Origin of the sequence: Shewanella psychromarinicola (assembly GCF_003855155.1) — a bacterium.
Classification (GTDB): domain Bacteria; phylum Pseudomonadota; class Gammaproteobacteria; order Enterobacterales; family Shewanellaceae; genus Shewanella; species Shewanella psychromarinicola.
In genome coordinates, this window is the sequence record NZ_CP034073.1 from 399,754 (window position 1) to 415,257 (window position 15,504).

11 protein-coding genes and 2 pseudogenes are annotated in these 15,504 nt (G+C 42.9%); 5 read left to right on the forward strand and 8 right to left on the reverse strand.

The features are described from left to right. Nucleotides 1-16: 16 nt before the first annotated feature. The 6 genes from EGC80_RS01635 to EGC80_RS01660 form a co-directional block, all read right to left on the reverse strand. Nucleotides 17-1,237, reverse strand: a complete 1,221-nt coding sequence (locus EGC80_RS01635) for a phosphoenolpyruvate carboxylase (protein WP_124014138.1) — start codon at nucleotides 1,235-1,237, stop codon at nucleotides 17-19. Continuing rightward, a complete protein-coding gene (locus EGC80_RS01640) occupies nucleotides 1,234-1,887 on the reverse strand; it encodes a hypothetical protein (protein ID WP_124014137.1) in 654 nt (217 codons plus the stop codon). Before EGC80_RS01640 ends, EGC80_RS01635 begins: the two co-directional genes overlap by 4 nt. Further along, on the reverse strand, nucleotides 1,887-5,621 hold the full coding sequence (locus EGC80_RS01645; protein ID WP_124014136.1) for an ATP-binding protein: 3,735 nt from the start codon (nucleotides 5,619-5,621) through the stop codon (nucleotides 1,887-1,889). The genes EGC80_RS01640 and EGC80_RS01645 overlap by 1 nt, the downstream gene beginning before the upstream one ends. 957 nt (nucleotides 5,622-6,578) lie before the next feature. Next, on the reverse strand, nucleotides 6,579-8,144 hold the full coding sequence (gene ahpF, locus EGC80_RS01650) for an alkyl hydroperoxide reductase subunit F (protein WP_124014135.1): 1,566 nt from the start codon (nucleotides 8,142-8,144) through the stop codon (nucleotides 6,579-6,581). Between the two features lie 111 nt (nucleotides 8,145-8,255). After that, a complete protein-coding gene (ahpC, locus tag EGC80_RS01655; protein WP_101032920.1) occupies nucleotides 8,256-8,825 on the reverse strand; it encodes an alkyl hydroperoxide reductase subunit C in 570 nt (189 codons plus the stop codon). 285 nt (nucleotides 8,826-9,110) lie between these two features. Then, on the reverse strand, nucleotides 9,111-9,854 hold the full coding sequence (locus EGC80_RS01660; RefSeq protein ID WP_124014134.1) for a spermidine synthase: 744 nt from the start codon (nucleotides 9,852-9,854) through the stop codon (nucleotides 9,111-9,113). 415 nt (nucleotides 9,855-10,269) lie between these two features. Here EGC80_RS01660 and EGC80_RS01665 point away from each other — a divergent pair. The 5 genes and pseudogenes from EGC80_RS01665 to EGC80_RS22610 all read left to right on the forward strand — a co-directional run. After that, nucleotides 10,270-10,656 (forward strand): annotated as a pseudogene (locus EGC80_RS01665) (mechanosensitive ion channel domain-containing protein); the annotation flags it as partial. Nucleotides 10,657-10,736: 80 nt separating this feature from the next. Continuing rightward, complete coding sequence (tnpA, locus tag EGC80_RS01670; protein WP_124693449.1) at nucleotides 10,737-11,039, forward strand: IS66 family insertion sequence element accessory protein TnpA; 303 nt, start codon at nucleotides 10,737-10,739, stop codon at nucleotides 11,037-11,039. Continuing rightward, nucleotides 11,036-11,386, forward strand: coding sequence for an IS66 family insertion sequence element accessory protein TnpB (gene tnpB, locus EGC80_RS01675; RefSeq protein ID WP_124011564.1), 351 nt, complete (start codon nucleotides 11,036-11,038; stop codon nucleotides 11,384-11,386). The genes tnpA and tnpB overlap by 4 nt, the downstream gene beginning before the upstream one ends. A gap of 84 nt (nucleotides 11,387-11,470) precedes the next feature. Further along, nucleotides 11,471-12,976, forward strand: coding sequence for an IS66 family transposase (gene tnpC, locus EGC80_RS01680; RefSeq protein WP_124011563.1), 1,506 nt, complete (start codon nucleotides 11,471-11,473; stop codon nucleotides 12,974-12,976). Between the two features lie 35 nt (nucleotides 12,977-13,011). Further along, nucleotides 13,012-13,197, forward strand: a pseudogene (locus tag EGC80_RS22610) (hypothetical protein); the annotation flags it as partial. Between the two features lie 453 nt (nucleotides 13,198-13,650). On the opposite strand, the gene EGC80_RS01690 reads toward EGC80_RS22610, so the two are convergent. Next, nucleotides 13,651-14,388, reverse strand: coding sequence for a dienelactone hydrolase family protein (locus tag EGC80_RS01690; protein ID WP_101032923.1), 738 nt, complete (start codon nucleotides 14,386-14,388; stop codon nucleotides 13,651-13,653). Between the two features lie 99 nt (nucleotides 14,389-14,487). Continuing rightward, complete coding sequence (locus EGC80_RS01695; RefSeq protein ID WP_101032924.1) at nucleotides 14,488-15,477, reverse strand: 2-hydroxyacid dehydrogenase; 990 nt, start codon at nucleotides 15,475-15,477, stop codon at nucleotides 14,488-14,490. Between the last annotated feature and the right edge of the window lie 27 nt (nucleotides 15,478-15,504).

Here is a 15,504-nt window from a genome sequence, read left to right on the forward strand (position 1 = left end):
TGTAACTGACTTTTAGTTATGCTAGCCAAAGTTCAACATCATGAATAATGAAGTTACCGTTATACACAGGATCGGGATTACCTATGGGTTCGAGCTCAAAATAATTTTTATGCTCTTCAGCTAAACCGTCATAACCACCAATAACTTGATACAGCCAGCTTTCGGCGTCCCATTCGAGTTGTTTTTCAGTCAAATAACTTAAGGCTGATTGACGTAATCCTGAATCAATCACTTCACAGAAATATTCATCTACGGCTATTTTAAGTGGGTTTTCTGGGATATCAAAATCCTCACTGTCGCCCATCTCAAAGGTAACATTGTGTTCACGCAGCTCGGCGGGCAAGGCGTCACGGCGAATGGCTTTAACTTGTGCCACCAAACTCATCATTTCAAGTTCATGATGTGGATTAGCAACATCAACACTAGCAGGGGCTATGAGCGCTTCAGCACAATTAAATAAAACCGGAACAGCTTTATGAACCACATGGTTTTCGGGTTGGTAATCAGGATGCATGCTGGTGTGTAGTAACCAGCCTTTTAGTAATAGTGTGCGCCCTTGTATTTGCCTAAATCGCCCAAGTAACTCATACAATCTCGCTTGGACAATACTCAACTCTTGGGTGCATTGGCTTAAGGTTTCTTGCAAACTGATCATCAGTAAGCGGCGCAGTTCGCGAATATCACCAGCGATTTCGCCTAACTCGCTAAATTGAAACATCTCTAAGCCGTTTAGCAACTCTGAAACTTGGCTTTGGGCTAATTCGTTTTCACGGATTTTCGCAGTAATGGTGCCAACATAACCAAATTCGTTGTTAATTCGACTCCACAAGACCCGGATCGAATAACGTAGACTGTCGGTAAAGCTGTACACATGTTCATTTAAATCAGCTAAATAGGCTTCCGCAGCACTGAAATCCACATCACGGCGGGCTTCTTTATAATGATCGGCTAAGGTTTTTATTGTCGCCAGTGCTGAGCCAACGTTGGCATCAATCTGCCGATTACGTTCATCGCTTAAGGCTTCTTCTAATAATGCCCGCACCGAACGCTTTAAGCGCAGTTCTTGATCGGGTTCTGGGCGCCATAAAATGCCATTTTTTTTCAGTTTATCGATAACATTTGCATCATGAGCGGTGTCATTAATCGATCCCGCTAAATATGCGTCCATGATGACATCGGCATGCCGCCCGAGTTGTTTGAGCAGCTTTACCCCAGCTTGGTGTAAGTTGCTGCTCATATTAACTCCCTTTGGGTCGAGGTTTCGGCCTGAGATTCAAGACTTAAGCCTTCTGTTTCATCAATAAAGCGGATCACTTCGTATAAATAATCTAACTTGCCAGTGGCAATATAAATCTGCTTTTCACTATTGGGTTTGGTTAAATAACCTAGCTCCACTAACCGTTTAAACACCAATTTAATTTGACCATCAACGTTAGTGCTTATTGAGCCAAATAAACGATAATGGCTCAATTTAGTTAACTGCTCTCTAAAGGCTGGCGTATCCTCGATACGCGCTTGTAAATCGGTTAAGCGAATAGGCGCGCCTTCGCTCAGCGGTGCATCTTGGCCACTGGCTTCTTGCACTAATACTAGCCATTCCACTAAGGGAATAAGTCCTGAGCAAATGTCTTTAAATTGCGATGAAATAACTTTGCGCTCAGCCTCTCCTAACTGCAAATAGCCGCAAAAAAATACCTCACCTTCGCCAGCACTGCCAATGGTACGATTAATTTGGTTAAGGTAGGTTTCCACTCGGTCACGAGTACTATTGTTTTTAAGCGCACGCCAGCCATCTTCATTGGTTACTCGGCAAATAAATTCACCTCGTAATAATTGTTCTATTAACGCACCCGTCCCTACTAAGGTAGTTTCAGTCGATTCAGACATTAGATGTGCTCCTTGGCAGTGTCGGCACTATTGGTGTCAGTACTGTTCATTTCAATGCGAGTTCTGTCAGCATTCGCGCTACGCTGCGACAAACGCGCAGCTAATGGGTTGGCTTTGGGTTTAACTACTTGCAGTTTTTTAGTTTGTTTATTAATGATGTAACGGTTGGCAAACAGGTTTAGCACTTCGGACTCTGGGTTAGGGAACGCACCCAATACACTGATGTTATTGTTTTCACAGGCATCGAAGATTTTTTTCACGTTGGTGTGATGCAAAGTCCCTAACTCATCGATTGGCCAATGAATGGTCACATTGGCTTTGCCACGCAATAAACGAGTAAACGCCAATAAGAATTTACATAAAATCAAGTATGCCATACCGTGGCTAGACGACTCGTTTAATTGGCGATCGGTGCGAATAATTAAGTCGCTGTTACCTTCTTTTAAACGCAATTCAATTTCTAACAGTTTAGCAATGCCGCCGGTTAACGCTGCGCGGCCAATAATCTCTAACGCACGGCGCATTGAGTTAGTGTAGTGCTCGTCCGGTAGTTGGCTAAAACCATCTGCTTTCCACGCTTTAAAGGCTTTAACAAACACTTCAAGTTCAGGCCAAAACTCAAGTTCACTAATACGTGAGCGAATGCGTACCGCCGATTCAGAGATCCCATCAAGGAACAATTCTTCACCCACTTCACGGGTAATACGCGCACTTTGGCTGGCAATACGGCGATCGATATCCGTTAATACATCATAAAAAGCAGCAAGACTAATACCGAAGTTACGCCCTTGATCGCGGATAGTCCTTAATGACTGTGGCACCATTACATTCAATAATTGTCCGAGTTGGGGTACCAACTTACGGTAGTCGAGCAGGCGAATACCTTTGTCGTTGACAAAACTAGACTCATCACGGGCACGTTCCCAAAACTCCGCTAAACTTGAGCCTGATTTACTGGCAATGACCGAGTCAAAGTGATCAACATACTGTTTCACAGAGCCCATTAAGTAATCACGTTTTAGCAATAAATCCTCGCCTTGGCGTAAACGTTCACCAATACTGCCAGTAGCGTCATCATTATTGGCGGGTAATTTGAGCTCAGCTAACTTGCGCATTACCGCACGCAGCTTGGTGAGATTTTCAGACGCCTCAACTTGGGCGGCATCACAGGCTTTACGTTCGGTTTCTAAGCTGTCACGACGGTGTTTGATTTCAGTCGTTTTCGCTTTTAGCAGTTGCTCCAATTCCAGCGTTGCTCGCTTAACATCGGCTAATTGAGTTTGCACTTTAGGCTTTCGAACTAGCCAGGTATGTTGATACCAATCATCAAAACGCAGTACATCACTGCGACGCTGTTCGGCGTGACTAATATTGGCTTCAAGATCGCGAATTTGTTTTTTCAACGCCAAAATGGTGCCTTCATCAACACCACGAGACTTAAGCTCATTTTTATACCAGGTTTCACCGGCTTTTTGTTCGGTTTTAGCATTCGCACGGCGTTGTTCAATATTGGCTTTAATTTGCCCTAATTGATTATCAATGGCGCCGACAACCTCTTGCCAATAAGCATTTTTTTCCATTCGCGCTTCAAGCGCCTGCTCTTTTTGCTCACTTAACCAACCAAGATGTTGATTGCTAAGTAGCTTGAGTTCGTTATCAAGTTGCACTAATCTTTTGTTCGAATCGATTTTACGATCTGCAACAGCTTGATTGATTTTTTGTTGTTCGTTGCGTTTTTCATCAAACAGGCGGCGTAAGTCTTCACGGCTATTTTTGTAGGCCGTGCGGGCAAAGGTGAGCTCGCGAGTGATGCTATCAAGTGCCGCATTCATGGCAACCAGTTGATCTTCCGCTTCGGCATGCATTTCTTTTGCACTTTGCAGTGCTTCTTCAGCCTTGGCTAGGCGAATACGTAAGTCTTGCTCTGTGGCAGCGTACTCTGGCACATCAATGGCTTTAAGATCGAGATTGACCCCAAATAGCGCTTCACTGCTGTCTTTGGTTAAACTTGGGTGTAGGTCACTACGATGTAACAGCTCTGGCGCGATAACTTTACCAAAGGTGTGCTCCCAACCGTGGGCTTCTTTGCGCAAAAACTCCAACAAGGTATGCGACTGCGGGAACAACATATGGTGCAGTTCTTCTTTGGCATTTTCTCTATCACTGACGCGAATACTGGAGATGCGCAGTGCTTCGTTGGCTTGGTCGCGTTTGGCCCGTTGTTTACGTTCTTCTGTGGTTAAGCGGTCGACTTTTTGGTTACAGGTTTCTTGTTCTTCATCGGCTAAACTAATGCGCTCATCGAAAATTGCTAAGCGCATTTTTTCATCTTCAGTGTAGGTAACCCCAGCCACTTGATGTTTCAACTCTGCTGCCGTTAATTTGAGTTGATATTCTTGTTCGCTAAACTTAGCTTTACCCGCATCGGTTTGCTCACGCCATTGCAGTTCTAACTTAGCAAGATAGTCATTAGCAAGCTCGCGCTGCTTATCTCGCGCTTCACGTTGAGTGTCTTGTTCAAGATGTAACACTTCAAGTTCACGATGCAATTGTTCAGCTATTTTGCTACGACGCGCATTAAAGGCGGCTTCAATATCTTGGTGTTTTTCGGTTTGTAATTTATGACGCTCATTAAGGTTTTCAACATCACTGCGCCAATTAGGCAGATTATCTAAATCAGCTTTGGCTTGTTCAATGTCAGCATCTAAAAAAGCGCCATGCTGGTCTTCAATAGTATTGAGTTCATCTTCAAACTTGCCAGCGTCGCCTTTTGCTGCCGATAACTCTTGGTTTAACTCATCACGAACCTCTTTCCACTCTTCATCTAATAAACGTAACTTGAGGTTTAATTCTTTGCCATGAGATTGGTTGCCTTCTTGACGCTCAGCTTCAAGGGTTTCATCACTTCGATAGCCGCGGGATAAACTGGCTAAGCGTAATTCGGTACTTAATAGCTGATCAAATTCTTGTTCGAGCTTGTCGTATTCTGGACGGATTTGTTCAAACCCTTGCACCAGTTGGCTTTCACGGATCCAGATTTCAACATGCTGAGGATTAAGATGTGACGTGGGTGGATTAACGCCATCTTCTTCTAAAATGGCGGCGATCATTGATTTAACCGTTTCCATTTTACCCTCTTTCGAGTGCACGGCTTTGGCTAATTTTTCAATATGACGCAAGCTATGATCGCCGTCACACAGCGAAAATTGACGTGCGTAAGTCCGCAGCTCATTGCGGTTACTGCCGGTATTTAACAAGCTACGATCGTTTTGAATGATCGCGCGGAACTCTCGGGTATTTAATAGGTTAGTATGAGCAATGCCATCACGTTTTACTTCGCGACCTAACTCAGCCATTGAGTGACAAATAACAGTATCGCCATTACGTGACTTAATGTAATGCTCTAGTTCAAATCCTCGCGCAATAAAGCGGTAATTGACCCCTTTACCATCGCCAGCAGAAGCTAAAACAGCTTGATAAAGTAAACCGTCATCTTTTTGATATTCATAGATAATGTAGCTTGAGTCATGGGGTAAATACCAACGTTCAAAACTGTCACGCGTTGACGGCACCACACGGCTTGGATACTCGCCATAAAATACCGGCACCAAGCGTTGTAAGGTTGTTTTACCTGAGGCATTGGTACCACATATATTGGTGTGACCCTTTAATAACAGTTCGACAATACCCGGTAGGTGGGTATTAATTAACACGATTCTAATCAAGCTTGGCATGATAATCCTTTTCCAAACAGCTCACATTGCAGTGACGAAGAAGCAAAATAGGGCTGAAAAAAATAACGTCTATTTATTCAATTTACGTAAAGTAAAACAAACGCAGGCTGGAGGCAATTTTCAACGACAGAAATTGGCTTTATAATACGCTAAATAATTCAAAAATGACGGCTAACAATTCAGCAAATAGCCAGAAACTGTCGATGGATAATAACTGTATTCTCTAGGGTAACAGCAACAGCGCTGAGCAGAAGACTTTTGGGGCAAGGAATAAACACAAATACGCACAGATTTCTCCCCGGGTATTATCTATGCTACTGCGCTAGAAACCAGATATTTGATGTTCGATATTTGAAGTTTGAAGTTTGAAGTTTGATATTAGCCGTTAGATATTAGCCGTTAGATATTAGCGCTTATACAAGATTATTTATAAGCTTGTAAATTGTGAGCTTGCATGGCTCTGCTCATTAGCAACCATCAAGTCCTTGCCGCCCTATACTTCGGCCAAAAATACCAAGTTATTGGTAACATGTGCAGCAACCAAAAACGCTACTTTGTGGCAGAAGTTATATTGAGTATTAGTAATAATAGTAGTAATAGTACTACTACTGTCAATCTTAGGCTGGATAAAGCATAGCACTGCGCCGGGATCTTGAGCATAGCGCTCATTTTCTGATGATGTATTAATGGCCGCATATATGGTGCTAACCGATAATTAAGCCGCGACTTTTGGCTTTTGTATTACGTCACGAATGGCCTTGGTCGCGTCTGCGGTTTTAAAGGCTAATCCAGGTACTTGATCACAACGACGGCAAAATCTTATCGATGTTCACCGGCTCGAACGATTTCAATCACGGCGTTTGAGGCCTATAAACATGAAAAAAATAGCCCGTAAATGTGGGCTATTTTTTATTGGCTGAGATAACAAAGACCTCATATTACTCAATCAACAAAACCCTATGCGGCTTTAACCTCTACTTCTTCAGAATGTCTGATAAGGTAATCAAATGCACCTAGAGATGCTGATGCACCACTTCCCATAGCGATAATAATTTGCTTATAAGGGGTATCCGTCACATCACCTGCGGCAAATACACCAGGGATAGATGTTTGACCACGGCCATCAACAATGATTTCACCACGAGGAGTCATTTCAACCACCCCTTTTAACCACTCGGTGTTAGGTACTAAGCCAATTTGGACAAAGATACCTGCTAATGTGACTTGATTGCTTTCACCTGTAGTGCGATCTGTGTAAATCAAACTGGTTACGCGAGTGCCATCACCTTTGACTTCTGTGGTCATGGCCTGAGTAATAATGCTGATATTACCCATTGATTTGGCTTTACGCTGCAGTACGTCATCGGCACGTAACTTACTGTCAAACTCAAGCACGGTAACGTGTTCAACAATGTTTGCAAGGTCGATAGCCGCTTCAATACCTGAGTTACCACCGCCAATCACCGCAACACGCTTACCTTTATATAACGGGCCATCACAGTGTGGGCAATAGGCTACGCCTTTATTACGGTACTCTTTCTCACCGGGCACATTCATTTCTCGCCAACGTGCACCAGTAGCCAATACTATCGTTTTACTGCTTAGGATTGCGCCACTTTCTAGGGTTACATCAAACAAACCGTTTTGCGCTAAACTCAGCGCGCGTTGGTTTTGCATAATGTCGACATCATAATCCTTAACATGGGCTTCAAGGTTAGCCACCAGTTTAGGGCCTTCGGTTTTAGACACTGAAATAAAGTTTTCAATACCGACGGTTTCGGCGACTTGACCACCAAATTTATCAGCAACTATGCCGGTATTTAAGCCTTTACGAGCAGAGTAAATTGCCGCTGCTGCACCAGCAGGGCCACCGCCTACGACTAACATGTCAAAGACTGATTTTTGATTAAGTTGCTCTGCTTGTCTGCCTGCGGCATTTTTATCTAACTTGTTTAGTACTTCAACGATGCTAATCGCGCCGACAGAGAAGGCTTCGCCGTTTAAAAATACTGATGGAACCGACATGATATTGCGATCGCTCACTTCCTGTTGGAAAAGCGCTCCGTCAATCATCACGTTAGTAATATTGGGGTTAATTGCTGCCATCATATTGAGTGCTTGGATCACTTCAGGACAAGTTTGGCAACTTAACGAAACATAGGTTTCAAAATGATATTCACCAGGTAGCATACGGATTTGTTCAATGATCTCCGCATCCAACTTAATAGGATGTCCGCCGCTGTGTAATAACGCTAGCACCAATGAAGTAAATTCATGGCCCATTGGCAATCCTGCAAAGGTAATATTGGTTGCAGCTTGCGGGTTGATCACGCTCATGCTCGGTGTACGCTTACCTTGCTGATAAGTGACTGAGACTAAATCCGCTGAGTCAACAATATCTTGGGCTAAGCTGGTTAATTCTTGTGCTTTGTTTGAGTCATCTGCAGATACGACAAGTTCAACTGGGCGCTTGAGGTTTTGCAGATAGGTTTTCAGTTGACTTTTTACATTCGCATCTAACATAACAACTCCTAAAAATGGGCAATAATCGATGAATTAAAAAGTGCTAGTCAGTGCCGGGGGAACACCGACTAGCTGGAGATGATATTACTAACCTAAGGGTGAACTGAGCAGTTAGATTTTACCGACAAGATCAATTGAAGGAGCTAATGTTGCTTCGCCTGGCTGCCATTTAGCTGGACATACTTCGCCATCATGAGTAGCAACATACTGTGCGGCTTGAATTTTACGAAGCAGTTCTGCAGCGCTACGGCCAATACCTAGGTCATGAATTTCAGCTACTTTCACTTCGCCTTCTGGGTTGATGACAAAAGTACCACGTAGTGCTAAACCATCGTCTTCAATCATTACACCGAAGTTACGAGTGATAGCGCCTGTTGGGTCACCGATCATTGGATAAGTAATTTTGCCAATGGTGTCTGAACTTGAATGCCAAGCTTTGTGAGTAAAATGGGTGTCAGTTGATACTGAATACACTTCAACGCCCATAGCTTGTAGCTGCTCATAATGATCAGCCATGTCGCCTAATTCAGTTGGACAAACGAATGTGAAGTCAGCTGGGTAGAAAAACACTACCGCCCACTTGCCTAATAAATCTTGCTCTGTAACGTCAACGAAAGCACCATTATGAAATGCTGTAGCTTTAAAAGGTTTGATAGTGCTATTGATGATAGATTGTGTCATGTCATGCTCCATTTAGATTTACATTAAACCCGATACCAATATGGTTTCGGTGATGATAAGCAAACTGTGCTCGTCATCTGATGTAGCCATAATAGCGATGGAGAATCATTAAGTATAACGAATAAAAACTATCACCTTAATCGGTTTTTTGCATTAGACTATTTTTTTGAAAGCATATGTTTTGAGAGCATATCTTGGGCGAGATATATTAATCGTCAAAACCGACTAACGTCATAGGGCGATAGTCGGTTAATAATGTCGATTAATGATATTTTCAGGTGAGACTTATTCCCAGGGGCCGAATCGAGTTAGCACTCGGCTAATATTGATATCGAGCTTTTGTGAAAGCGCTTGCAGCTCTTGCTTATTATTGGCGGCAGCAAAACAATTGGCTTTATTGGTGGCAAACACCACCCAATTTCCACCGCCGGTTAAACAGGCAAAGACCTGGTTAAAATGCTCATGAAGAGTGTCACGCAATTGTAAATCTCGGCTGTGCTCTTTCCAACAATTTAACACTAAAAAACCATCGGTTTTAAGTAGCGATTTTGTTTGCTCAATAAATTGGCTGGTCAGTTGTTGCTTATCGACACCTTTGTCACTGTAGATATCGGCAAAAATCACATCGACTTTTTTGTGATCTGCTTGGGCTAAAAACACATAAGCATCTTGATGCACGACAGTGAGTTTTTTACTCAATGGCAGCTGAAAAAAACGCTTAGCGACTTCAATCACTTGTTGGCGCAATTCAACCGCGGTAATTTTAATCGCCGCATCAAAATGCCTGAGTGAATGCACTAATGCCCCACCCCCTAGACCTAAAATAATCACACTTTTGGGTTGTGAGAATAACAGCACAGCCAACATGGCCTGAACATAAGTATGTTGCGGTACATGAGGTTGACTCTTATCCATTTTACTTTGTTCATCATTATCACCAAATGACAACACCCGATAGTCACCATCATCGAGTACACAAAAATCACCCAATCTATCACCGTCGACGTGCAATACTTTATAATCAGACATACTTCACTCTGTGAGGAGTCTTGCCTATATACCCGTTCCACTTGAAGATGCTCGTTTCAGGAAACCTGAGCGAATCATAATCAAGGCACATTTTTTTGTTAAGGGTTGTTCCCTTAAAAACAAATGTAACGATGAGTATGTTTTGCTCAGGTTTCCCCAAAGGGCTGGTTTATAAACGCTTTATGCTACGTTATTGATTTCGACAATAGAATAACTATTCTCTTCAATCAATGCCTTGCCTAAAAGCGTTTATAATTCCAGCTGAATCCTGCATTTTCAGGTGGAACGGGTATACATGGCAGCAAGATTTTTCTACTTTAAAACCTTATTATACCCCAGAACGCACTAGGACGTGGCGGCGAAATTGTGCCTTCGCCACTCCATTTTAATCACCATAACCAGATAGGAAATCGACATGCTTAATCATTTATTGATGATCATTGTTTATTTGGCAGTGTTCTTTGTTGCCCAACGTCAGCTCAACAAATGGATCCATCTGCAAGCAGAAAAGAAACAAGTCAGCGAAGTTCGTAGTCGGCTCATTTCTCGTTTAATTTCGTATTTATTATTTTTTGTGACCTTGTCGATCATGGCGGTGTCACTGGGTTTAGGTTATCAAGAGGTATCGCTCTTTGTGTCGTCGGCCTTTGCAGTATTAGGCGTGGCCCTATTTGCCCAATGGTCGATATTGAGCAATATCACCGCTGGCGTATTGATCTTTTTTGCGTTTCCTTACCGTATCGGCGATCGAATAAAAATAGTCGATAAAGAAGAAAATATGAGTGGCATTATTGTCGAAATGTAAGCGCTCAATTAACCGCACATACCAATAATCTTCAAATGTGACATGATTATTTCCTAACTAAATCTAGGAAAATAATCATGTCAAAAAACGATAAAATACAATACTGGCAACGCATTTTTCAGCAGCAAACTGAAAGTAAATTAACCAAAGCTGAATTTTGTAAAACCAATGACTTAACCCTATCTACATTTTATGCGTGGACTAAAAAACTTAACCCGCATTCGTCATCAACTAAGCAAAAAGTGGTGCCGCTGATTTTTCTTGAAATTAAACCTGACCAGCCACTCACGCTGGCATTGCCCAACGGCTATCTGTTTTCTTTTCCAGCCTCATTAGCGCCAAGCAAATTACAACAATTTTTACGCGTGCTATCAGCATGACACCACATAAGCAGATTTATCTTGTTACCGGCCATACCGACATGCGTAAAGCCATTGATGGCTTATCTTTAATCGTCAGTGATGTATTGGAAATGGATCCGTTGAATCAAGCCTGGTTTATTTTTTGTAATCGCCACCGGGACAAAATTAAGATTTTATTTTGGGATACTAATGGTTTTTGGCTTTACTATCGGCGGCTAGAAAAAGGTCGCTTTAAGTGGCCTGGCGCTAACGACGAACAAGACGCGCTGACAATCAACCAGCATCAGCTAAATTGGTTACTATCAGGCTTATCGTTAGAAGTATCCCATGGGCATAAACCCTTAAATGGCCTGACAGTGAGGTGATCATCACTGGATCGCTAAATAGCGGTTGCATGATCAAATACAGCAGGCAAACTAGCGCTATCTATTGGTCTTGAACGCTAATTAATGACAACTGAACAGCCTGATAATATTGAACAACTAAAAAAAATGCTGGCAATGTTGCAGCATGAAAATCAGGTGCTCAATGCTAAAAATAAAGACTTGGAAAACCGCCTTAATATCGCTTTGGAACAATTGCAACTCAACCGCAATAAGCAGTTTGGTCAACGCAGTGAGAAAATGCCGAAAGGCACATTCAATGAAGCTGAGCAGGATCAATCCACAAATAAAAATGAAAATAAACAACAAGGTAAAACGGGTCGAAAACGATTACCTGAGCACCTTGAACGTGAAGAAAGATCTTATACTCTTGACAGCCCTATGTGCGATTGCTGTGGTCATGTGATGCGTGAATGCGGTGTGCAAGAAAGCGAACAAGTCAACATTATTCCAGAGAAGATCAGCGTCATTAAGCACAGGCAAACCAAGTATGCTTGCCGTGAATGTGAAACAACATCAACCAGTACCTCTGTCATTACCGCGCCTAAGCCTGCACAGCCGATCCCCCAGAGTATCGCCAGCCCTGAAGCGCTTGCGGCTGTGGTGACCGCCAAATACTGTGATGCCCTACCGCTTTATCGGTTAACCGACATATTTGCCCGTGGCGGTTTAAATATTAGCCGCGCTACACTGGCCAATTGGTGCATAGCCAGTGCCGAATTAGTTAGGCCGTTAATTGCTGCGATGAAAGCTAATCTACTCGCTCAATCAACGCTGTGCGCAGATGAAACAACGGTGCAAGTATTGGATGAACCAGATAGAAAAGCAGCAACTAAATCCTATATGTGGGTCTATCGCAGCAATGAATTTAGCGATAACCCTGTTGTTATTTATGATTATCAACCGAGTCGTGCACGCAGTTGCCCAGAAGCATTTCTAGCAGATTATGCCGGATATTTACAATGTGATGGTTACAGTGTTTACGACAATATAGAAGGAATAATGCCAGTCGGGTGCTGGGCACACGCCAGACGCAAATTCCACGATGCCTTAGCGGTGCAACCGAAGAAAACCGGCAAAGCAACAGTCGGTATCAATTATATTCAAAAACTGTATGCAATAGAAAAGCGGGCAAAAACATTACCGCCCGATAAGCGAAAATCACTCCGGCAGGAAAAGGCTGAGCCAATCTTAACATCGTTGCATGAATGGTTAGAAAAAAGCGAGAAAACAGTCCTGCCCAAAAGTAAAATTGGGGTAGCAATCAAGTACACATTGAATCAGTGGGAAAAACTGAGGCGTTACCTTGAATCAGGTGAATTAGGCATTGATAATAATGTCACTGAACGCGATATCAGGCCGTTTACGACGGGGCGGAAAAACTGGATGTTCTGCCAATCGGTAAATGGTGCAAAAGCCAGTGCTGCACTTTATAGCTTGGTGATGACTTGCCGTGCCAACGATATTAACCCGTACTTTTACTTCCAAAAACTTTTCACGGAACTGCCACAACGGGATAAATTTGCTGATTTAAGTGATTTATTACCTTGGCATGCCGATCTAAAAGCTTGATGATATCGGGCTCCACCGCTTAATTGACCGCTTACGTCGAAATAAGTTTGTTTCACGTATTGATCAAACGCGATGTCGGCGATGTAATGACTTACCCTAATAGCTTAATGCTCCAAAAAGCAGTGATTAAATTGCCCGAACCTCGAACGGCTAATACGTTTTCAACAAGCAACAAAACCAAAGCAAAGATTAATGCGAACCGGGCCAAATGGCTTAAGTAATCCCGAGGCCGCCACTTGATGATCTATACCCAAACGACCTCGATATGCTAGATCCAACATGTCGAGAAGTGACAAAATTCAAGGTTCTAGGAATAGCGCGCCTACGGCTGCTAGAGCGACCTTCGGCCGGCTAGGTTCGGGCTGTTTCAGACAAGATAGCAAGCGATAACAAGCGAACGCTGCGCTCAGGGATGGGACAGCTTCGCTGCTAAGATTTTATAGCATCTAGCCGCGAAGCGTCCTAGCAGCGCAGCGATCTAGGCTCTTGCTATAAGATTTTATAGCATCTAGCAGCGAAGCGACCTAGCACCTAGAAATAGTGATCTTAAACAGAGCGACGCCATTGTGTTCAATCACTGCCTTGTTCCGTTATCCTACGGGAGCTCTGAAACGAGCATGTTGAAGTGGCTTGGCTATATGTGTACTTAAGCTCAACGCAGACATGCAATAAGACTAGTTTAATACTCGATGAAAAAACGCCACGGCTTGTAAGTACATTTGCAAGGCTAAAGCGGCATCAAAACGTTCACCTTCATCGCGCATAAAAGCATGCTGGGCATTGACTTCAAGCCAAGTAAAGTTTGCATTCACCTGTTCAAGTTTTTGGTAAATAAGCTTACGGCCTTCTTTACTGACATGGGGATCTTGTTTACCAAAGACCATCACTAATTCGCCTTTGATGTCATCGGTACGGGTGAGTGAATCATTACCGACTGCACAAGGTAAGGTGTTTGAGTGGATATCGGTTGGGTACAAACAAAAAGCGCCACTGATGTCTGGATTTAATGCCGTACGATAAGCCAAATGGCCGCCAAGACAGACCCCCATCGCGCCCACTTTGTCACTGCAAAATGACTGAGCTCGGGCAAAATCGACTAGTGCTTGGGTGTCGCTGTCATGTTGCTCTAAGGGTTTAGCCCACTTATCTTGATTACCCTTATCTTTTCCGGCTTCATCATAAGCCAGTACCGTCCCAATAGGATTGAGCTCATGAAAGACTTCTGGTACCAGCACCACAAAACCATGCCCAGCCATAATTGTGGCAGAACGGGCTATCGGCGCAGTTTGCTGGAATATTTCTGAGTAGAAAATAATTGTCGCGAATTGGCCTTTAGTATCCGGGCGATAAAGCGTAGTGCGCATTAGGCCTGTGGCGGTTTTAATATCGTGAATTTCAGTGGTTGTAATCATAATATTCCAGTTATTTTACACTATCCCTAATACTGATTATGGCTGCTAAATGTTAAAATTGCCTATGTATTCACAGCCATTTCAGTTAACTCGAACAAATTAAAACAGCTCGTTATTACAAACTTGCCCAGCCGTCAACTGAGTCACATTGGTTAATGTTGTTGAAGCAATCGCGTTGAGAGCTTCTTCCGTTAAAAAGGCTTGGTGGCCAGTAAAGATCACATTATGACAAGCAGATAAGCGACGGAAGATATCATCTTGAATGATTTCATTTGATTTATCTTCGAAAAACAGGCCTTTTTCATTTTCATATACATCAAGCCCTAATGAACCAATCTGGCCATCCTTTAACGCTTCCATCGCGTCAAGTGCATCCAATAAGCCGCCTCGACTGGTATTAATCACCATCACGCCTGGCTTCATTTGACTAAAACTGACTTTGTTAAGTAAATGATGGTTATCTTTGGTTAACGGGCAATGCAAACTGATAATGTCGCATTGTGGGTACAGCGTATCTAAATCAACATATTCAACACCAAGGTCGACTATGACTTGATTAGGGTATGGATCATGGGCAATCACTTTACAGCCAAAGCCTAATAATATTTTAATGGTGGCTAAGCCAATTTTGCCCGTGCCTATGACTCCAACTGTTTTGCCAAACATATTAAAACCAACTAAACCCGATAAGGCAAAGTTAGCGTCACGAGTACGTTGATAAGCTTTATGAATTTTACGGTTTAATGTCAACATCAGGGCCACTGAATGCTCAGCGACTGATTCAGGTGAATAAGCAGGCACATTGACCACTTTCATCCCTAAGCGCTCTGCTGCCACTAAGTCGACATTATTAAACCCCGCACAACGCATGGCGATTATTTTTGTACCCCCTTTTGCAAGCTCAACTAATACCTCTTCGCATAAGGAGTCGTTGACGAATGCGCACACGACTTCATAGCCTTCGGCTAATTTTACGTTTTGCATGCAAAGTCGATAATCAAAGTATTCAATATCAAGATTAAAGGTGTCGTTAATACTATTAAAGTGACGAATGTCATAAGGCTTTGCGCTAAAAAATCCAATTCTCATAAGGTTCCAAATGCGTTAATGGCGCTA